At 60.4% G+C, this 18,596-nt stretch carries 18 protein-coding genes; 7 read left to right on the top strand and 11 right to left on the bottom strand.

Features of this window, described 5'->3' with window-relative positions; all coding sequences use genetic code 11:
- Nucleotides 1-7: 7 nt before the first annotated feature.
- The 8 genes from ACJ8MK_RS16095 to rppH form a co-directional block, all read right to left on the bottom strand.
- Nucleotides 8-364, bottom strand: a complete 357-nt coding sequence (locus tag ACJ8MK_RS16095; protein ID WP_086580382.1) for a prepilin-type N-terminal cleavage/methylation domain-containing protein — start codon at nt 362-364, stop codon at nt 8-10.
- On the bottom strand, nt 354-800 hold the full coding sequence (locus tag ACJ8MK_RS16100; protein WP_442517889.1) for a YgdB family protein: 447 nt from the start codon (nt 798-800) through the stop codon (nt 354-356). Before ACJ8MK_RS16100 ends, ACJ8MK_RS16095 begins: the two co-directional genes overlap by 11 nt.
- Complete coding sequence (locus tag ACJ8MK_RS16105) at nt 797-1,375, bottom strand: prepilin peptidase-dependent protein (protein ID WP_041036506.1); 579 nt, start codon at nt 1,373-1,375, stop codon at nt 797-799. The genes ACJ8MK_RS16100 and ACJ8MK_RS16105 overlap by 4 nt, the downstream gene beginning before the upstream one ends.
- Nucleotides 1,369-1,872, bottom strand: coding sequence for a prepilin peptidase-dependent protein (locus tag ACJ8MK_RS16110; RefSeq protein WP_442517890.1), 504 nt, complete (start codon nt 1,870-1,872; stop codon nt 1,369-1,371). The genes ACJ8MK_RS16105 and ACJ8MK_RS16110 overlap by 7 nt, the downstream gene beginning before the upstream one ends.
- 174 nt (nt 1,873-2,046) lie before the next feature.
- Nucleotides 2,047-2,841, bottom strand: coding sequence for a thymidylate synthase (thyA, locus tag ACJ8MK_RS16115; RefSeq protein ID WP_016929918.1), 795 nt, complete (start codon nt 2,839-2,841; stop codon nt 2,047-2,049).
- Nucleotides 2,842-2,848: 7 nt separating this feature from the next.
- Nucleotides 2,849-3,721, bottom strand: a complete 873-nt coding sequence (lgt, locus tag ACJ8MK_RS16120) for a prolipoprotein diacylglyceryl transferase (protein ID WP_033649501.1) — start codon at nt 3,719-3,721, stop codon at nt 2,849-2,851.
- Nucleotides 3,722-3,943: 222 nt separating this feature from the next.
- Complete coding sequence (gene ptsP, locus ACJ8MK_RS16125) at nt 3,944-6,190, bottom strand: phosphoenolpyruvate--protein phosphotransferase (protein WP_033654107.1); 2,247 nt, start codon at nt 6,188-6,190, stop codon at nt 3,944-3,946.
- A 12-nt stretch (nt 6,191-6,202) separates the two neighbouring features.
- The gene (rppH, locus tag ACJ8MK_RS16130; protein WP_004931849.1) at nt 6,203-6,730 is read right to left on the bottom strand and encodes an RNA pyrophosphohydrolase; all 528 of its coding nucleotides are present in this window, start codon (nt 6,728-6,730) and stop codon (nt 6,203-6,205) included.
- 696 nt (nt 6,731-7,426) lie between these two features.
- Here rppH and mutH point away from each other — a divergent pair.
- The 4 genes from mutH to ACJ8MK_RS16150 all read left to right on the top strand — a co-directional run bounded on the left by mutH (nt 7,427) and on the right by ACJ8MK_RS16150 (nt 10,558).
- Nucleotides 7,427-8,113 carry a DNA mismatch repair endonuclease MutH gene (mutH, locus tag ACJ8MK_RS16135; protein ID WP_103830285.1) on the top strand — a complete coding sequence of 229 codons (687 nt, stop codon included), beginning with the start codon at nt 7,427-7,429 and terminating at the stop codon, nt 8,111-8,113.
- A gap of 103 nt (nt 8,114-8,216) precedes the next feature.
- Complete coding sequence (locus ACJ8MK_RS16140) at nt 8,217-8,933, top strand: TerC family protein (RefSeq protein ID WP_033635765.1); 717 nt, start codon at nt 8,217-8,219, stop codon at nt 8,931-8,933.
- 159 nt (nt 8,934-9,092) lie between these two features.
- The gene (locus tag ACJ8MK_RS16145; RefSeq protein ID WP_033635766.1) at nt 9,093-9,311 is read left to right on the top strand and encodes a YgdI/YgdR family lipoprotein; all 219 of its coding nucleotides are present in this window, start codon (nt 9,093-9,095) and stop codon (nt 9,309-9,311) included.
- Nucleotides 9,312-9,517: 206 nt separating this feature from the next.
- Complete coding sequence (locus ACJ8MK_RS16150; protein WP_033635767.1) at nt 9,518-10,558, top strand: NADP(H)-dependent aldo-keto reductase; 1,041 nt, start codon at nt 9,518-9,520, stop codon at nt 10,556-10,558.
- Nucleotides 10,559-10,591: 33 nt separating this feature from the next.
- Here ACJ8MK_RS16150 and lplT read toward each other — a convergent pair whose 3' ends face one another.
- From lplT to ACJ8MK_RS16165, 3 genes are all read right to left on the bottom strand, one after another.
- The gene (gene lplT / locus ACJ8MK_RS16155; protein ID WP_126191633.1) at nt 10,592-11,776 is read right to left on the bottom strand and encodes a lysophospholipid transporter LplT; all 1,185 of its coding nucleotides are present in this window, start codon (nt 11,774-11,776) and stop codon (nt 10,592-10,594) included.
- The gene (gene aas, locus ACJ8MK_RS16160; RefSeq protein WP_442517891.1) at nt 11,773-13,929 is read right to left on the bottom strand and encodes a bifunctional acyl-ACP--phospholipid O-acyltransferase/long-chain-fatty-acid--ACP ligase; all 2,157 of its coding nucleotides are present in this window, start codon (nt 13,927-13,929) and stop codon (nt 11,773-11,775) included. The genes lplT and aas overlap by 4 nt, the downstream gene beginning before the upstream one ends.
- A 348-nt stretch (nt 13,930-14,277) precedes the next feature.
- A complete protein-coding gene (locus ACJ8MK_RS16165; RefSeq protein WP_060706806.1) occupies nt 14,278-16,536 on the bottom strand; it encodes a molybdopterin guanine dinucleotide-containing S/N-oxide reductase in 2,259 nt (752 codons plus the stop codon).
- A 220-nt stretch (nt 16,537-16,756) separates the two neighbouring features.
- Between ACJ8MK_RS16165 and galR the strand changes: the two genes are divergently transcribed.
- The 3 genes from galR (at nt 16,757) to ACJ8MK_RS16180 (ending at nt 18,589) form a co-directional block, all read left to right on the top strand.
- Nucleotides 16,757-17,776, top strand: coding sequence for an HTH-type transcriptional regulator GalR (gene galR, locus ACJ8MK_RS16170; RefSeq protein WP_074027299.1), 1,020 nt, complete (start codon nt 16,757-16,759; stop codon nt 17,774-17,776).
- A gap of 160 nt (nt 17,777-17,936) precedes the next feature.
- Complete coding sequence (locus ACJ8MK_RS16175) at nt 17,937-18,281, top strand: type II toxin-antitoxin system RelE/ParE family toxin (RefSeq protein ID WP_442517892.1); 345 nt, start codon at nt 17,937-17,939, stop codon at nt 18,279-18,281.
- Nucleotides 18,282-18,286: 5 nt separating this feature from the next.
- Complete coding sequence (locus ACJ8MK_RS16180; protein ID WP_004931828.1) at nt 18,287-18,589, top strand: helix-turn-helix domain-containing protein; 303 nt, start codon at nt 18,287-18,289, stop codon at nt 18,587-18,589.
- Nucleotides 18,590-18,596 lie beyond the last annotated feature (7 nt).

Below are 18,596 nucleotides of genomic sequence, written 5' to 3' on the forward strand. Positions count from 1 at the left end.
TACCGGCTTAAAAGCGGGTGCAATACCAGCGGCTCAGCGTCGCCCACTGCCGCTGCGGCGTTTGGACTCTAACCGTCAATCGGCGGCAATCATTCTCCGCATCGTCAAGCGCCGTCTCGCGTCGCCAACCTTCCGGCGGCGATTCGGCCTCGAGCCGCCCGGTGACGGCGAACGCTTCTAGCTGCTGATGCGCCAGCGCCCAGGCTTGCCGGTAGTGCCACTGGCGCTGAAACGACTGCAACAGCACCTGATGATACTGTAACAAGCCAAGCAGCGACACCGAGAACAGCAAGGCCGCCACCAACACTTCCGGCAGGCTGAAGCCGTTGCGGGATAGCCGCCCTGGCCGAGCGTTAGCCGTCACAGTCGGTCAGCCTTTTCTCTGGGCAAAAATCCAGCCGACCGCCCGGCTGAGCTTGCACCTTGCCAGCGGTCTCTGCGCCGTTAAAGGTGCCCCACTGATACAGCCAAAGCGGTTCACCGCCGCGCATCTCACCAAGGCCGCGTATCGTCACAACGCCCGCTCTGGCAGACAGCCGGGCGCAGGCCGTCAGTTCCGCGCGCTGCCTGCATAACCAGGCCGCCGCACTCAGCTCGGCGCGTGGCCAGCGCTGGCTCATGCCCCAACTCAGCGCCGAAGCGGCCTGATTATAAGCCTGAAGGTAACGCTGCTGATCGGCGGCCAGTAACAGCGCGTTATCCAACTGCCGATGCTGAGCGTTAAGCAACATCAGCCCCAGCGCCAACAGCAACATCACCGCCGCCAGAGTGCTACTGCCCCGCTGGGTTCGCCAATTCATGGCAGCGCCGCCATTTCGACGCTCGCACTCAGGCTGCGCCTGATACGCGTATCGCTGGCGGAGCGCCCCGCCAGCGTCAGGCGAGCCAAGGTCGCGCCGTGATCGCCCCGCTCGATCGCCACATGAAACCGCTCAATGCGCACTTCGTCATAATCGAGCAACCGCTCCCAGCCACCGCCATCGCATTGGCTCACGCCGCGCTGCCCTTCCAAGCCGCCATTGCGCAGCCGGTAACCGAAATAGCCCGCATCCTCGCCCGAAGCGAGCCATTGCCCGCTGCGAGCGATGTCGTAGGCAACGATAACGCAACTGCCCGCCGCTTCTCCCGATGCCTGACCGATCAGCAACGGACGGCCGGCGCACTGCCCGGCGCAAAAACCGGCGCGGCGCAGATCTTTCTCAATGCCGAACGCCAGTTGCCGCAGCGTTGACTCCAGCCGAAAGTGCTGGCTGACGACCACGCTTTGCTGGCGCAACAACGGATAGGTTTTCGCCGCGCCGAGCGCGATCACGCTGCCGAAGACCAACGCCAACATCACCTCCGGCAAGGTAAAACCGCGTTCTAAAGTCAACATAGCGCAATGCCTCTGACCCGCTGCCCTTCGCTGCACAAACGCAGCCGCCCACGGGCGGACAGCACCAGCCGCAGGCTGCCTGCGTCGTTGCTGAGAAGGATGTGCCCCGCCTGCGCAGTATTGCGCAAACCGTAAAACCCAATCTCTTTGCCGGTGTAGCCGCTCAAAGCGACGTCACGATAAAACGGCGAGAAAACGGCGCCTTCGGCGGAAGCGCAATCCGTCGGCGGCACGCCACCGCCCAGACACCAGGGCGTGCCGTTCTTGAACCACAGCAGCGTCGCGCGGTTACGCCAGTTGGCGTCCGCCTGCAATCGCAGCAAAAACGCCAGCAGCTGCTGAGCCGTGTGTTCCAGCCGCAGCGCTTGCTGATGATAACGCCATTGCCCGACGCCCCAGCCGGTGAGCATGCCGGCGATCAATATCGCCGCCAACAGCTCAATCAGCGTCATGCCACGCTGGCGATCATCGATGTTCGAGAGAGCATTGTCTTTCATGCCGCCAGTGTAAGGATCGCCACAATGCGGTAAAGCCGCATGCGTAATCGCTGCGGCAAGCTGCGCAATGTTTTATTTACGACGGCAGAGGACGACAAAAAAATGCGGCGCGGTGCGCAATGCGGATAAAAAAAGGGGTGCAATCTCTGCCCCCCTGGTGTGATGCGGTTAAGGTTAGATCGCGACCGGCGCCTTGATGGCCGGGTGCGGATCGTAACCTTCGATCTCGAAGTCTTCGAAACGGTAATCGAACAGCGAAGCCGGCTTGCGTTTGATCACCAGTTTCGGCAACGGACGCGGTTCACGCGTTAGCTGCAGCTGAGTCTGTTCCATGTGGTTGCTGTACAGGTGGGTATCGCCGCCGGTCCAGACGAAATCGCCCACTTCCAGATCGCACTGCTGCGCCATCATATGCACCAGCAGCGCGTAGCTGGCGATGTTGAACGGCAGGCCGAGGAACACGTCGCAGGAACGCTGGTACAGCTGGCAAGAGAGCTTGCCGTCCGCGACGTAGAACTGGAAGAACGCGTGGCACGGCGCCAACGCCATCTGATCCAGCTCGCCGACGTTCCAGGCGGAAACGATGATGCGGCGCGAATCCGGATCCTGCTTCAGCTGTTGGAGCACGTTGCTCAGCTGATCGATCTGACGGCCGTCCGCCGCGCCCCAGGCGCGCCACTGTTTGCCGTACACCGGGCCGAGATCGCCGTTTTCATCAGCCCACTCGTCCCAAATGGTGACCTTGTTGTCACGCAGGTAGGCGATGTTGGTATCGCCGTTCAGGAACCACAACAGCTCATGAATGATCGAACGAAGATGACATTTCTTGGTGGTCACCAACGGGAAACCTTCCTGCAAGTTGAAACGCATCTGATGGCCGAAAATCGACAGCGTGCCAGTGCCGGTACGGTCGGCTTTAGGGGTGCCCTCGGCGAGCACCTTGTTCATCAAATCCAGATACTGTTTCATTTGTCCCTCACGACATTTGTTGCTGCGGGCGACGACGGTACGCCCAAATCATCATAATAATACCGGCCACCACCATCGGGATGGACAGGATCTGCCCCATGCTGATCACGCCGTCGAACAGGCCGAGCTGGGCATCCGGCTGGCGGAATGCTTCAACGATGATGCGGAATGCGCCATAACCGATCAGGAACAGGCCCGAGACGGCGCCCATCGGCCGCGGCTTGCGAATAAACAGGTTCAGAATGATAAACAGCACCACGCCTTCCAGCAGCAGTTCATACAGCTGCGATGGGTGGCGCGGCAGTACGCCGTACTGATTCAATAACGGCAGCAAGGAAGGATCGGCGGCGGCGAGGGCCACGTCTTCGCTGCGCGAACTTGGGAACAGCATCGCCCAAGGGGTATCGGTGGTCACGCGGCCCCACAGTTCACCGTTGATGAAGTTGCCGAGGCGGCCGGCGCCCAGGCCGAATGGGATCAATGGCGCGATAAAATCGGAAACCTGGAAGAAGGTGCGTTTGGTGCGGCGAGCGAACCAGAACATCACCAGAATCACCCCCATCAAGCCGCCGTGGAACGACATGCCGCCATCCCAGACCTTGAACAGATAGAGCGGGTTATCCAGGAACAGCGGCAGGTTATAGAACAGCACATAGCCTACGCGGCCGCCGACGAATACGCCCAGGAAACCGGCGTAGAGCAGGTTTTCAACTTCGTCTTTGGTCCAGCCGCTGCCCGGCTTGTTGGCACGGCGCACCGCCAGCCACATGGCAAAAACGAAGCCGACCAGGTACATCAGGCCGTACCAATGCAGAGAAACCGGGCCAATGGAGAAAATGACCGGATCAAATTTAGGAAACGCCAGATAGCTATTGCTCATCTATCACCACAACATGTCTGTTATTTTTCCCCATGCGGGGGCGGCAGGTGCCAAGCGGCGGCGGAGATTGTCCCGCGTCTTGCAAGCAGCAGCATTGGCCGCTGCGGTGTGCAAGGCGACGAGCCTGCGCCGCACTGAGGTTGCGCATCATAACATAGGCTTAGCGCGGTCCGGTCCGGCAGGCCGGGAAAAGTTCTGTAAAAAAATCACAACGCGCGGCGGCTACCGGCCCCCGCGGATCAATCCGCCCATGCCGCGCCGCTCCATAAACGCCGCCACCAAATGGCGCACTTCGGTGGTCATCTGGGTGTTCAACACCCGCTGCGCCAACATTTCGGCGTCGGCAAGGTCGATATGCCGCAGCAGGTATTTGATGCGCGCCACGCTGCGGCCGTTCATGCTCAGATTGCGATAGCCCATGCCCACCAGCAACAGCGCGCCCATGGGATCGCCGGCCAGCTCACCGCAGAGACTAAGCTGCAACCCGGCCGCGTTCCCCTGCTCGGCGATCAGTTTCAGCACCTGCAGCATCGCGGGGTGCAAACTGTCATACAGCGAGGCGACTCGGGTATTGTTGCGATCCACCGCCAACAGGTACTGGGTCAAATCGTTGGTGCCGACCGAGATGAAATCAACGCGCCCGGCCAGATGCGGGATCAGGAAAATCATCGACGGCACTTCCAGCATCACGCCGATTTTCGGTTTCGGGATCGCATAGCCAAGCACCTCTTCCACCTCGCGCCCGGCGCGGTCAATCAGGCGTTTGGCCTCATCGACCTCTTCCAGGCTGGTGACCATCGGCAACAAAATGCCCAGATTGCCGGTACCGGCGTTGGCACGCAGCATGGCGCGCACCTGAATCAAAAAGATCTCCGGCTGATCCAGGGTGATGCGGATGCCGCGCCAGCCCAGACAGGGGTTCTCTTCGCTGATCGGCATATAAGGCAGCTGCTTGTCGGCGCCGATATCCAGAGTGCGCAGCGTGACCGGCTTGCTCGGGTAAAGCTGCAGCATGCCCTGGTACTGCGCGACCTGTTCCTCTTCGGAGGGGAAGCCGCTTTGCAACATGAACGGGATTTCGGTGCGGTATAACCCCACGCCATCTACCCGGCCGCCCAACAGCTGTTCATGTTCCGGGCTGAGGCCGGCATTCAGCATCACCTGAATGCGCTCGCCGCTTTTCAACTGCGCCGGCTGCTCGACGTCGTCTTCCGCCAGCTTGCTCAGTTCCAGCTCTTCGCTGATCAGCCGTTGATATTCCTGCACCAGCACCGGTTCAGGATCGACCAGCAGTTCACCGCGATAACCGTCGACGATCAGCAGCCGCTGGCTGAGCAGAGAAGGCTGGATGTCGGCGCCCATCACCGTCGGCACCCCCATCGCCCGCACCAGAATCGCCGCATGCGAGTTGGCGGCACCGTCGCGCACCACCACGCCGACCAGGCGATCCTGCGGCACTTCGGCCAGCAATGTCGCGGTCAGCTCATCCGCCACCAGCACAAAACGCGCCGGCCACTGGGTGGCGCCCTGAGTGGTGTCGTCGAGGTGGAACAGCAGGCGCTGGCCCAGCGCGCGCAGGTCGCTGCCGCGCTCGCGCATGTAGGTGTCCTGCAGTTTGGCAAACTGCTCGGCAAAGGTTTCTATCACCTGTTTCACCGCCCACTCCGCCACCGAACCGTTGTCGATTTCGGCGAACAGTTCGCGCTTGAGGCGGGCGTCGTTTAACAGGTGAGAATAAAGATCGAAGATCGCCGCGCTCTCTTTTTGCGAACTGGCGGCAAAACGCTTGCTGAAGCGGCGAAATTCCGCGCCGGCCTCTTCCAGCGCCAGCGTCAGGCGCTCGCGCTCGCTGGCGGTGTCCAGCGTCGACGCGCGGTAAACCTGATCGAGTGAAGGCTGGCTGCTGTCCTGCCACCCTTCCGCCACCGCCACGCCGGGTGAGGCCGCCAGCGCGCGCACGCGCGTTTGGCGATACTGGCCGAAAATGGCGTTGAGCTGCGACTGTGACAGGATCCCGGCCATCTGCGTGGCCAGGGTGACCATGAAAGACTCTTCGCTTTCGTCGAACTGGCGCAGCTCTCGCTGCTGCACCACCAGCACGCCCAGCAGCTGGCGCCGATGAATGATCGGCACCCCGAGGAAGGATCGGAAACGATCCTCTTTCACCTGCGGAACGTATTTGAAGCTGGGGTGGCTTTGGGCATCGGCCAGGTTGATAGGCTCGGCTCTGCGGCCGACCAACCCGACGACGCCCTCGTCAAACGCCAATGCGATAGTGCGCCCGCGCGGCTTTTTCAGCCCGCGCGTGGCCATCAGGTAGTAGCAGCGGCGATCGTTGTCCGCCAGATAGATGGAACACACTTCGGTGTCCATCGCCAGACAGGTTTCATTGACCAGCAGATCCAACGCATCCGTCAGACTGGCCGCCGCAGCCACCTTCTCTACAATTTCTCGCAAGCGCGTGAGCATAGTCGGCTTAACTTAACCTCTCTTTCGGCGATAAGCAGGAGCCTGCCGCGGCGCCGCCTGCTCTTGCATCGGCATCACGGTCACGGCGAATTCTTTCATCACCCGGCGGTAGACGTCGCGTTTGAACGACACCACCTGGCGTACCGGATACCAGAAGCTCACCCAGCGCCAACCGTCGAACTCCGGCGTGCTGCTGCGCTGCATATTGATATCAGCGTCATTGCACAGTAGCTGCAACAAAAACCATTTTTGCTTTTGGCCGATACAAACCGGCTTTGTGTCCCAACGCACCAAACGTTTCGGCAATTTATAGCGCAACCAGTTGCGGGTCGAAGCCAGGATGCGCACATCCTTTTTACTCAGCCCCACTTCTTCGAACAGCTCACGGTACATCGCCTGCTCCGCAGTTTCGCCAGGGTTAATCCCACCTTGGGGAAACTGCCAGGAGTGCTGACCGTAACGGCGGGCCCATAAGACCTGCCCCTGACGATTACAGATTACGATACCAACATTCGGGCGGTAGCCATCATCATCGATCACCGGACTACCTCGATAAGCTTAAATTCGCATAGATGTCCTGATTGTTTCACACAAGCTACAGGCGGTAAACCACTGCTTTACGGCGCTGCGGGCCGAATAACATTGGGATAACTCACAGATATAGGCAAAGTTATAAACATACCCTAGCCTTTCAGACCGGTTTTATTCACTTTTTCTGTGGATAGGTGTGTGCAGAACTCGAGGAATAAGCCGGTAAAACTCTTAACCCCCAAAATCCCCCCTCAACACTAAAAACGCATATTTATTTTAAAAACATACAATTATGTATTAACGCATCGTTATATACAGGGCAAAAATGTGATCTGTGCACGGTAAGGATCTTACCCTGGCGAAAGATCCACCAACGTCGTTTTTATCCACAGATTATCCGGGCAAGTTACGCACAAAACGGACAAATTCGTAAAAAACCGCCCGAGTCAAGGCTGTAAATTGAACCAGTGATCGGCAAAAATTTGGGTTATCCCAAAAATCTGTGGATAAATAGGTGTAAGATCCTGTTTATTGTCGGTGGCTTCAGGTGAACAAGCCCCGCCAGTGCATTGTCCACCACGCCAAGAAAGGAAAAAAGTCATGTAAAATCATGCTACTATTATTCTTTTCCCCAAGCGATGGCGGTTATCGCTCACCGTGCATAATTGCAGTACGTTTTTCAACCAAATTAGACAGGCTTGATTTATGGCGTTTTTATCCCCTTTGCCGCCCCCGCCGGAAAATGAACGGCAGCTGTTCGAGCGCGCTCAGGCGCTGGCCGGCGCCAGCTTTGGCGAACTGGCCGCTCGCGCGCAGTTGCCGATCCCCAAGGATCTGAAACGCGATAAAGGTTGGGTAGGCATGCTGCTGGAGCTGTATCTCGGCGCCATGGCCGGCAGCAAACCGGAGCAGGACTTTCCCGAGCTGGGCATCGAGCTGAAAACCATTCCTGTCGACGCCGCCGGCAAACCGCTGGAAACCACTTTTGTCTGCGTCGCTCCGCTCACCGGCAACAGCGGCGTCACCTGGGCCAACAGCCACGTTCGCTACAAGCTGGCGCGCGTGTTGTGGATACCGGTAGAAGGCGAACGCCAGATCCCGCTGGCCGAACGCCGCGTCGGTTCGCCGCTGCTGTGGAGCCCAAGCGCGGCAGAAGACGACATGCTGCGCCGCGACTGGGAAGAATTGATGGATCTGATCGTGCTCGGCCACGTAGAGCGCATCACGGCACGCCACGGCGAAGTGCTGCAGCTGCGCCCCAAAGCGGCTAACAGCAAGGCGCTCACCGAAGCCATCGGCGAACAAGGGCAACCGATCATGACGCTGCCGCGCGGCTTCTATCTGAAAAAGAGTTTTACCGGCGCGCTGCTGGCAAGACATTTCTCAATCTAAGCGATTTCGTTTAACTCTGGTTTAGCTGCCCCTATCAGCGCCATGATAAACGCGTATAATTCACGCTTTGCATTTATTAAGTATTAATAAGGTGTGTCGAGCAATGTTCGAATGGATTATGGATCCCAATGCCTGGTTAGCGTTAGGCACGCTAACCATTCTTGAGATCGTACTGGGTATTGATAACATCATTTTTCTGTCGCTGGTGGTGGCCAAGCTGCCCAAAGCGCAACAGAACAAAGCTCGCCGGATCGGGCTGGCCGCCGCTATGCTTATGCGCCTGGCGCTGCTGGCTTCCATCGCCTGGGTGATCCGCCTGACCCATCCGCTGTTTACCGTGATGGAGCACAGCGTATCCGCTCGCGATCTGATCCTGCTTCTGGGCGGGCTGTTCCTGATCTGGAAAGCCAGTAAAGAGATCCACGAAACCATCGAAGGGTCGGAAGAAGAGCACCACACCAAGGTGCACAGCTTCTTCGGCGCGATCGTGCAGATCATGCTGTTGGATATTATCTTCAGCCTGGATTCGGTGATTACCGCCGTGGGCCTTTCCGACCATCTGTTCATCATGATGGCGGCAGTGGTGATCGCCGTCGGCGTGATGATGTTCGCTGCCCGACCGATCGGCGAATTCGTCAACCGCCATCCGTCGGTGAAAATGCTGGCGCTGGCGTTCCTGATCCTGGTGGGCTTCACGCTGATGCTGGAAAGCTTCCAGGTGCACGTGCCAAAAGGCTACATCTACTTCGCCATGTTCTTCTCGATGTCGGTAGAAGCGCTCAATCTGATGCGCAGCAAAAAAAATCGCGCGCCGGAATAACGCTATCTATATGAAAGCCGCCATTGGCGGCTTTCATCACTTCGTTGACCTCTCATTTCACTTTTTCTTATCAGATAAAGACTTATCTGAGACGCGCTTCGCCGAGAGTTTGCTAATCTTGAAAGAACATTATTTTCTGCATAATCGAGGATCCGCAGGATGAAAAAGTGGGTAATGGCAGTGTCTGCGCTGGTGATGGTGGCTGGCCTGGCGGGGTGTTCCAGCGACTACGTGATGGCGACCAAAGACGGCAACATGATCCTGACGCAAGGCAAACCGGAGATCGATGAAGATACCGGCCTCATCAGCTATAAAGACGAGAAAGGCAACCAGCGCCAGATCAACGGCGATCAAGTTTCTCAGGTTATCGAACGCTAATCACCGCCCGCCGGCTATCGCCCGTTCAAGCGCGGTAGCCCCCATTCGCGTCCGCACGGAATCCGCTTCCCCCATCTTCACCGCTTGGTTATAGTCAGGAAAGGCGACATCGCCGCCCGACGGACTCTGCGCCGTCTTCTGACATTGGGCTCCTGTTTCACCGGGCCGCGCGGCCCGTAAGCACTAACAAGAAAGGAAGGCCGTTAATGCAATACCACCGTATTCCCCACAGTTCTTTAGAAGTGAGCGTGCTGGGACTGGGCACCATGACCTTTGGCGAACAGAACAGCGAAGCCGACGCCCATGCGCAACTGGACTATGCATTGGCCGCAGGCGTGAACCTGATAGACACCGCCGAATTGTACCCGGTGCCGCCCCGTCCGGAAACCCAGGGCCTGACCGAAAGCTATATCGGCAGCTGGCTCAAGGCGCGCGGCAATCGCGAAAAAATCGTCCTGGCCAGCAAAGTCTCGGGCCCGGTGCGCGGCACCGACAGCAGCATTCGCCCGCAGCAGGCGCTCGATCGCAAAAACATCCGCGCCGCGCTGGACGCCAGCCTCAAGCGGCTGAATACCGATTATCTCGATCTCTACCAATTGCACTGGCCGCAGCGCGCCACCAACTGTTTTGGCAAACTCAACTATCAATACACCGACGACAAAGCCACGGTCACGCTGCTGGAAACGCTGGAGGCGCTGACCGAGCAGGTGCGCGCCGGCAAGATCCGCTATATCGGGGTTTCCAATGAAACGCCCTGGGGCGTGATGCGCTACCTGCAGCTGGCGGAGAAACACGAGCTGCCGCGCATCGTGTCGATTCAAAACCCGTACAGCCTGCTGAACCGCAGCTTTGAGATTGGCCTGGCCGAGATCAGCCAGCACGAAGGGGTGGAACTGCTGGCCTATTCCAGCCTGGCGTTCGGTACCCTGAGCGGTAAATACCTCAATGGCGCAAAACCGGCCGGTGCGCGCAATACGCTGTTCACCCGCTTCAACCGTTATTCAGGGCAGCAAACCCAGCTGGCGATCGCCGAGTACGTGGCGCTGGCCAAAAAACACGGGCTGGATCCTTCGCAGATGGCGTTGGCCTTCGTGCGTCAACAGCCGTTTGTCGCCAGCACCCTGCTGGGCGCCACCACGGTGGATCAGTTGAAAATCAACATCGACAGCCTCGATGTGGTATTGGATGAAGACGTGCTGCAGGCGCTCGAAGAAATCCATACCCGGTTTACCATTCCGGCGCCTTAATACAGCAAGGGCGCAGCCTGGCTGCGCCCCGTTTCACCGCCGCTGCGACCACCATAGCGCGCTAATCGCCAGCGCAAACACCACGCCAAACCCTACGCCGACGCCCACCACCGGCACGCCCAGCTTCACCACCAGCGAATACAGCGCCAGCATCAGCAACATGGCGGCGTTTTCACCCAGGTTTTGCACCGCGATCGCATTGCCGGCGCCGACCGAATGCTTGCCCCGCTCCTGCAGCAACGCATTGAGCGGCACCACGAAAAAGCCCCCCAGCATGCCGATGATCGCCAACAAGACATAGGCATTGAGCATGGTGGTTTGCAGCGCGAATACCGCGACCGCAACGCCGATCAGGATCCCGGCCGGCATGCAGCGCTTCACCGTCTTCAGCGTGACAAAGCGTGCGGCGGCGCCGGCCCCCACCACGATACCGACGGCTACCATGGCGTTCAGCAGCGTCGGCGTGGCGTTATCGGCGATGCCGAGCGCTACCGGCACCCACAGCACCAGCAGAAAACGCAGCGTCACGCCGGCCCCCCAGAACAGGCTGGTGCCGATCAAGGAAAAACGCGTCTGCCCATCGCGCCATAACGTGACGCAAGCGGTAAAGAAGCTGTTCGTCATGGCCCACGGGCGCCAGGAAGCCCCCGGGCGCGCCGCCGCGAGGCGCGGAATATACAGGTTGGCGACCACCGCCCCCGCGTAAACCAAAGCGCAGACCGCCAGCGCCGCCACCACATGCCAGTCCGCCAGAATGCCACCGGCCACCGAACCGGTCAGAATGGCGGCGATAGTCGAGGCCTCCATCAGGCCGTTAGCCTTGACCAGCTTCTCGCCGCTGGTGATCTCGCCCAGAATGCCGTATTTGGCCGGCGAATACGCGGCGGCTCCCACCCCGACCAGGCTGTAGCCGAGGAACGGGTTTCCCCCAAAACAGATCACCAACGCCCCCGCCAATTTTAAGGCGTTGGCGAACATCATCACCCGCCCTTTGGCAAAGCTGTCGGCCACCTGGCCGACAAACGGCGCCAGGATGATGTAGGTGGCGACGAAGGCCATCTGCAGGATCGGCTGGCTCCAGTCCGGATACAGCTGCTGCTTGATCAACGCCAGCGTGGCGAACAGCAACGCATTGTCGCCGAACGCCGAGAGGAACTGCGCGCTGATGACGGCGATCATGCCGCGTGACAGCAAAGGGGACTCGGTCGAAGGATTCATCGGGCACTCTCCGGCTGTTCGGCCATATGACGCAGGGTGACGAAATCGGGTTTGCCGCTGCCGAGCACCGGCAGCGTTTTCAACAGGCGAATATCGCGCGGCACCGCCAGCTCCGGGCTGCCCAGCTCACGCGCCACCCGCAGCAATGCTTCACGAGTGATGGCGGAATCGGTGGTGAACAGCACCAGCGCCTCGCCTTTGCTGCTGTCGCCTTTGGCCGTGGCGGCATGCATTTTTTCCGGCGACAGCCGTTGCGCCAGCAATTCGACGCTCTCCAGCGACACCATCTCGCCCGCCAGCTTGGCGAAGCGTTTCACGCGGCCGCGAATGGTGCAATAGCCCTGCTCATCCAGGCTGACGATATCGCCGGTGTCGTACCAGCCCGGCTGCAGCACGCCGTTCGCATCTTCCGCCGCCGGCGGTTCCAGCTCGCCGGGGCGCTCAACCCGCAGATAGCCTTTCATGATGTTCGGCCCCTTCAGCTGCAGGCGGCCGCCGTTATCGATGCCCGGCACCGCAATCAGGCGCGCCTCCATCTGCGGCATGATGCGGCCGACGGTGCCCACCTTGGTCGCCAACGGCACGTTAATGGACACCACCGGCGCACATTCGGTCACGCCATAGCCTTCCAGAATGCGGATGCCGTATTTGTCCTGGTAGATCTGTTTGGTGCTGTCCGCCAGTTTCTCCGCGCCGGCCACCACGTAGCGCAGGCGGGCGAAATCATACGGATGCGCGAAGCGCGCATAGTTGTTGAGGAAGGTCGCCGTGCCAAACAGCACCGTGCAGTTGCGGTCATACACCAGCTCCGGCACCACGCGATAGTGCAGCGGGCTGGGGTAGAGGAAAATGCGGCTGCCGGTGATCAGCGGCGTAAGCAGCCCCACCGTCAGGCCGAACGAGTGGAACAGCGGCAGCGACGACATGAAACGGTCGCGCGGCGTGAAGTCGGCGATGGTGCGAATTTGTTCTACGTTAGCCAGCAGGCTGGCATGCGAATGCACCACGCCCTTGGGGTGGCCTTCGGAACCGGAAGTGAACAGGATCAGCGCCGCGTCCTCCGGGCGTTGCGGCAACGCCGCGCGCTGCGGCTGCAGCAAGTGCCGCAAAATCCACAGCTTGTCCGCCAGCGTAACGGTGTCTTTCAGATCTTCCAGATACACCCAGTTGGCCTGCGTCACCTGCTCCGGCAGGTGGGTCAGCTTGCCCTTCTCCAGAAACTGGCGCGAGGTGACGATGGTCTTGATGCCGGCGGCGAGCATCGCGCTGTTCAGGCCGTTAGCGCCGGCGGTGTAGTTGAGCATCGCCGGAATGCGGTTACGCAGCGAAGCGCCGAAGATCGCCGCCGCGGTGATGGTGGCGTTCGGCAACAGCAGCCCGACGTGTTCCCCTTCGGCGGTAAAGCGCTGCAGAATGCGGCTGACACCCAGCGATTTCTTGATCAGCGTCTGGTAACTGTCTTCTTTGAAAGCGATGTCTTCGATACAGGGCTTGCGGCGCCCGTAGCGGTGCTGCGCCGCCAGCAAGGCATGGAACAGCGTCAGCGGTTCGCGCGTATCCATTCGCGCCCGCATCATGATCTGCATCAGCCGATCGCCCGCCAGCGCCCGGCGTTCGCGCGCGCGCGGCGCTTCCGGCATCGGCAGCGTGGTCGGTGGCAAGATGCGGATGCTGATTTGCGGGAACCAGCGAATCTTGAACACCCCGGCCATGCGGCCGAACGGGCTGAACTCGGGGCCGTCGATCCGCACCGGCACCACGGTAGCGCCTGATTTAGCAGCGATAAACGCCGCGCCGTCGTAGATTTTCATCAGTGCGCCGGTCACGGTGATGCGCCCTTCAGGGAACACCACGATCGGCCGCCCCTGCTCGACCATGCGCACCAGTTGCTTGATGGCCATCGGCTTGGTGGGATCGAGCGAGACGAAATCAATGTAGGGCCGCAGCCAGCGCATAAACCAACTTTCGCCGATGCTGGCGTAAACCGCAAACACCGGTTTAATCGGCAGGAACAGCGCCAGCAACACGCCGTCGAGGAAAGAGACGTGGTTCGGCGTAATCAGCAGTTTTTGCCGCTCGAAGTGCTGAACGTCCCCTTCGACCCGTACCCGAAACAGCAGGCGAAACAGCGCGCGCAGCAGTGAAAAGATCATGCCCTTCTCCCTTGGCCATGGAAGCGTAAATCGTTGTAGGGAAAAGAATACTATATGGCAGGCAAAAAAAAACCTACGCATCCGCGTAGGTTGGTGCAATTGAAAATGGCTTCAACATACAGAGTATGCTGATTTCTCACCAATCAATACCTCTGGGATCACCTACTCTAGAGAGATGGCGTGCAGGAAACTACCGGCGAATCGCAAGAGTTCTGCTCCAAATGCAACCAGCTGTAAATTTCCCGCGATCTGCTGTAATAACTCAATGAAACTTAAACCTTCCCGCAGCGGCGAAAAAATAAATACAGCCGCGACGGCGAGCCGGTTATCCCGACGTGAAACCTTCACTCATCGCGCGCTGACCTCCACCAGGCAACTCATGGCGTTCGGCCCCTGCGTCAGCGGCGAGGTGCCGATATCCAGCGTCAGCACGTTCGGGTTGCCCGCCTGCTCGACCGGCCGGCGCTGCGCGTCGTAACCCGGCTCGAACCAGGCGCCGGTCGCCATCAGCACCACGCCGCGCGTCACGCCGTCGGTGAGGGAGGCCCCCGCCAAACAGCTGCCGCGCGCATTGCTGACCAGCACTTCGGCGCCGTCCGCCACGCCGCGCTGCGCCGCGTCCTCCGGATGCATATACAGGGTTTCGCGCCCGGCGGTCTTATTGCCCTGCGCCAGCGGCGCCGGATCCATCTGGCTGTGCAGACGATCGCTCGGTTGAATGGAGATCAGATGCAGCGGCCAGGTTTTGGCCTGCGGCGCCCCCAGCCACTCGACCGGCGGCCGCCACTGCGGATGCGGAGCGAAATCCTCGTAGCGATAACCGGCGATCCGCTCGCTGAACAGTTCGATCTTGCCGCTGGGCGTCTGAAGCGGGTTAGCCTGCGGATCGGCGCGGAACGCGTCAAAAAATACGAACTCCTTGGCCGGCGCGGGCAGTTCGACATAGCCCCGGCGCCAAAAATCCTCAAACTCGGGCCAGGCGACGCCGGCGCGCCGCTGCGCCGCGCCGCATTGCCGATAGATATCTTCGATCCAGGCCCGCTCGCCGCGGTTTTCGGTAAAGCGCTCGCGATAGCCCAGGCGCTCCGCCAGATCGGCGAAGATATCGAAATCGTTGCGCGCCTGATGCTGCGGCGCAATCGCCTGATGCATCGCCAGCACGTAGCGATCGCGCGAGGAGCCGCCGATGTCGTTGCGCTCCAGCGAACTGGTGACCGGCAACACGATATCCGCCATTTTGGCCGCCGCCGTCCACCAGATATCTTGTACGATCACCGTATCCGGCTTCTGCCAGCCCTCCACCAGCCGATTCAACTGCTGATGGTGATGGAACGGGTTGCCGCCGGCCCAGTGCACCAAGTGGATATCCGGGTACTCCCGCGTCTCGCCGCAAAATTGATAGGTTTCGCCGGGGTGCAGCAGCATGTCGCAGATGCGCGCCACCGGGATCGCCAGCCCGGCCGGGTTTTCCCCTACCGGCATGGTCGGCGCGGGGGTGTCCACGCGCGGGTTGCCGACGCCGTTCATCGAGCCGTGGCCGAACGAGAAGCCGCCGCCCGGCAGGCCCACCTGGCCCAACATCGACGACAGCGCGATCATCATCCAATAGGGTTGCTCGCCGCGGTGCGCGCGCTGTACGGAGTAGGAACAGGTGATAAAACTGCGCACGCCGATCAGCTGCCGCGCCAGCAGAGCGATGCGCGCCGCCGGAATGCCGGTAATGGCGCTGGCCCAGGCAGGCGTTTTCGCCACGCCGTCGCTCACGCCGTTCAGGTAATCCGCCAACTGTTGATAGCCCACGCAGTGGCTGTGCAGGAAGGCTTCGTCCTGCGCGCCCAGCCGCTGAATTTCGTAAGCCAGCGCCAGCATCAGCGCCACGTCGGTATTCGGCCGGATCGGGATCCACTCCGCGTTGACGAACCCGGGGCAGTCGTCGCGCATCGGGCTGATGTTGACAACCGGCGTGCCCTTGTGCGCCAGCTTTTGCAGCCAGGGTTTGAGCGCATGCTCCGCCGCGCCGCCGGAAGAGACCTGGGCATTTTTCAGCGCCAGCCCGCCAAACGCCACAAACAGCTCGCAATGCTCCACCACGCTTGGCCAACTGGTGACGCGCCCGGTCAACGGCGAGAAAGTGCCAATCACATACGGCAGGAAAAACTGCGCCGCGCCCCAGCTGTAGTTGCCCTGCTGATCGACCCCGCCGCCGCCGCTGAAATAGAACCGTCGCACCAGCGAGCGCGCATGATGCAAGCGCCCGGCCGACGACCAGCCATAAGAGCCGGTAAACAGCCCGGAGGCGCCGTAGCGATCGCGCACCCGGCGATTCTCCTGCGCCACCAAATCGAGCGCCAGTTCCCAGTCCACTTCGACGAAATCTTCCCTGCCGCGCAGCGTGCGGTCGCTGCCCTCGCGCTTTTGCAGCCACGAGCGGCGCACCGCCGGCTTGCGGATACGTTTGTCGGAGTAAACCATCGGTACGATGGAATCGAGCAACGGCGAAGGGTCGGGATCGTCGGCGAAGGGTTCACAGCGGATAAGCCGGCCGTCTTCAACCACGGCGGTATAGGCGCCCCAATGGGCGAGCTGCGGATAGCGTTTAATGGACATGGCGTTCTCGGCGCAAATCGGAATGCACAGACGTTACCTCAGCCCGTCGCCAGTGCCAACGTACAAATTGCGCTATCGTTCGGCGGCCGACGGTTATGCGCGCAGCCGCGAAAAGATTCTGCAACGGCCGCCACAAGTTGCGCACAACACCGCTTGCAGCCCCGGTTTTTTTCCGCAAAACTGGGGGATGTAAGCGATTACCCAGGATGTGTTGACTGATATGGCTACGATAAAGGATGTTGCCAGGCTGGCGGGTGTTTCCGTGGCCACGGTATCCCGCGTGATAAACAATTCCCCCAAGGCCAGCGAAGGGTCGCGCACTGCGGTGCTGGCCGCCATGGAACAACTGCAGTACCACCCTAACGCCAACGCACGGGCGCTGGCGCAGCAGTCCACCGAAACGCTGGGCCTGATCGTCTCCGACGTTTCCGACCCCTTCTTCGGGGCGATGGTCAAAGCGGTCGAGCAGGTGGCCTACGCCACCCACAATTTTCTGCTGATTGGCAACGGTTACCACGACGCCGAAAAAGAGCGTCAGGCGATTGAACAGCTGGTGCGACATCGCTGCGAGGCGCTGGTGGTGCACGCCAAAAGTCTGAGCGATCGGGAACTTGGCGGCTGGATGCAGCAGATCCCGGGCATGGTGCTGATCAACCGCACGCTGCCGGGTTTTGAAACGCGCTGCGTGGCGCTCGACGATCGCTACGGCGCCTGGCTGGCGACCCGTCATCTGATCCAGCAAGGGCATCAGCGCATCGCCATCATCTGCTCCACCCACCAGATTTCCGACGCCACCGATCGCCTGCAAGGCTATCTCGACGCGCTGCAGGAGCACGGCATTACGGTGGATGAAAAGCTGATCGCCTACGGCGAACCGGACGAGATCGGCGGCGAACAGGCGATGACCGAATTGCTCGGCCGCGGCCGCTCTTTCTCCGCCGTTACCTGCTACAACGATCCGATGGCCGCCGGCGCGCTTTCGGTGCTGAGCGACAACAGCGTCGACGTACCTGGGCAAATTTCGCTGATCGGTTTCGACGACGTACTGATTTCGCGCTACCTGCGGCCGCGCCTGACCACCGTTCGCTACCCGATCGTGGCGATGGCGACCCAGGCGGCGGAACTGGCCCTGGCCTTGGCCAATCGTCAACCGCTGCCGGAAATCACCAACATGTTCAGCCCGACGCTGGTGCGCCGCCACTCGGTCGCCACCCTCAACAACGCGCACGAACAGCCGTAATTCGCGCCGCCGCATGGGTGGAGCCATCACCCGTGCGTTCAGATTGCGCAGCCCGCCGCATTTCCCGCTTTTGGATTTTTTCCGCTCCCAGCGTTCGTGCATATTGTTGGCACAATAACCTTTACACTATATAGCATAAACGCTATATTCGGAGCGCGTCATGTGGCAAATGGTGACCGTCGAACGGTTCGACGACTGGTTTTTAGCGCTGAACAACGCCCAGCAAACAAGCATCCTGGCGGCGATCTTCAAATTGCAGACGTTCGGCCCGCAGTTGACGCGGCCGCATGCCGATACGCTGTATTTTTCCGACGCGGTCCGGCAGTTGAAGGAGCTGCGCGTTCAACATCGCGGGCGCCCTTTCAGGGTGTTTTTCGCCTTTGACCCACAGCGGCAAGCGGTATTGCTGTGCGGTGGCGATAAAACCGGCGACAAACGCTTTTACCAGCGCATGTTGCCCATCGCCGCCATGGAGTTTTCACATTATCTGGCAACCCGGAGGTAGTGCAGATGGCCAAACCTTTATCCCAACTGATCGATAAACTCGATCCCGCCGTCGTTGCCGCCGCCAGGCAAAAAGCGGACCAGGAAATTTTCGAGCTGCGGCTGGCGATGCTGAGGGAAGAGCTGGCGGTCTCTCAGGTTGAATTGGCGAAGCGGCTCGGCATCAGCCAACCCTCCGTCGCCAATTTGGAAAAGCGCGGCAGCGAAATAAAGCTGTCGTCGCTCAAACGCTATATCGAGGCCATGGGCGGCACGCTGTCGCTGGATGTGCAATTGCCCAATGGCCAACACCGCCGCATGACGCTGTGAAGCGAGC

This window comes from Serratia sp. CY38905 (assembly GCF_052168875.1).
GTDB classification, from domain to species: Bacteria; Pseudomonadota; Gammaproteobacteria; order Enterobacterales; family Enterobacteriaceae; genus Serratia; species Serratia sarumanii.

Bases quoted from the DNA above. Each gene is read 5' to 3' on its own strand.
- ACJ8MK_RS16110 (WP_442517890.1), bottom strand. From the start codon at position 1,872: ATGAAAGACAATGCTCTCTCGAACATCGATGATCGCCAGCGTGGCATG.
- ACJ8MK_RS16105 (WP_041036506.1), bottom strand. From the start codon at position 1,375: ATGTTGACTTTAGAACGCGGTTTTACCTTGCCGGAGGTGATGTTGGCG.
- ACJ8MK_RS16175 (WP_442517892.1), top strand. From the start codon at position 17,937: ATGTGGCAAATGGTGACCGTCGAACGGTTCGACGACTGGTTTTTAGCG.
- thyA (WP_016929918.1), bottom strand. From the start codon at position 2,841: ATGAAACAGTATCTGGATTTGATGAACAAGGTGCTCGCCGAGGGCACC.
- ACJ8MK_RS16165 (WP_060706806.1), bottom strand. From the start codon at position 16,536: ATGTCCATTAAACGCTATCCGCAGCTCGCCCATTGGGGCGCCTATACC.
- ACJ8MK_RS16150 (WP_033635767.1), top strand. From the start codon at position 9,518: ATGCAATACCACCGTATTCCCCACAGTTCTTTAGAAGTGAGCGTGCTG.
- ACJ8MK_RS16180 (WP_004931828.1), top strand. From the start codon at position 18,287: ATGGCCAAACCTTTATCCCAACTGATCGATAAACTCGATCCCGCCGTC.
- ACJ8MK_RS16100 (WP_442517889.1), bottom strand. From the start codon at position 800: ATGAATTGGCGAACCCAGCGGGGCAGTAGCACTCTGGCGGCGGTGATG.
- ptsP (WP_033654107.1), bottom strand. From the start codon at position 6,190: ATGCTCACGCGCTTGCGAGAAATTGTAGAGAAGGTGGCTGCGGCGGCC.
- galR (WP_074027299.1), top strand. From the start codon at position 16,757: ATGGCTACGATAAAGGATGTTGCCAGGCTGGCGGGTGTTTCCGTGGCC.
- lplT (WP_126191633.1), bottom strand. From the start codon at position 11,776: ATGAATCCTTCGACCGAGTCCCCTTTGCTGTCACGCGGCATGATCGCC.
- mutH (WP_103830285.1), top strand. From the start codon at position 7,427: ATGGCGTTTTTATCCCCTTTGCCGCCCCCGCCGGAAAATGAACGGCAG.
- lgt (WP_033649501.1), bottom strand. From the start codon at position 3,721: ATGAGCAATAGCTATCTGGCGTTTCCTAAATTTGATCCGGTCATTTTC.
- ACJ8MK_RS16145 (WP_033635766.1), top strand. From the start codon at position 9,093: ATGAAAAAGTGGGTAATGGCAGTGTCTGCGCTGGTGATGGTGGCTGGC.
- aas (WP_442517891.1), bottom strand. From the start codon at position 13,929: ATGATCTTTTCACTGCTGCGCGCGCTGTTTCGCCTGCTGTTTCGGGTA.
- ACJ8MK_RS16140 (WP_033635765.1), top strand. From the start codon at position 8,217: ATGTTCGAATGGATTATGGATCCCAATGCCTGGTTAGCGTTAGGCACG.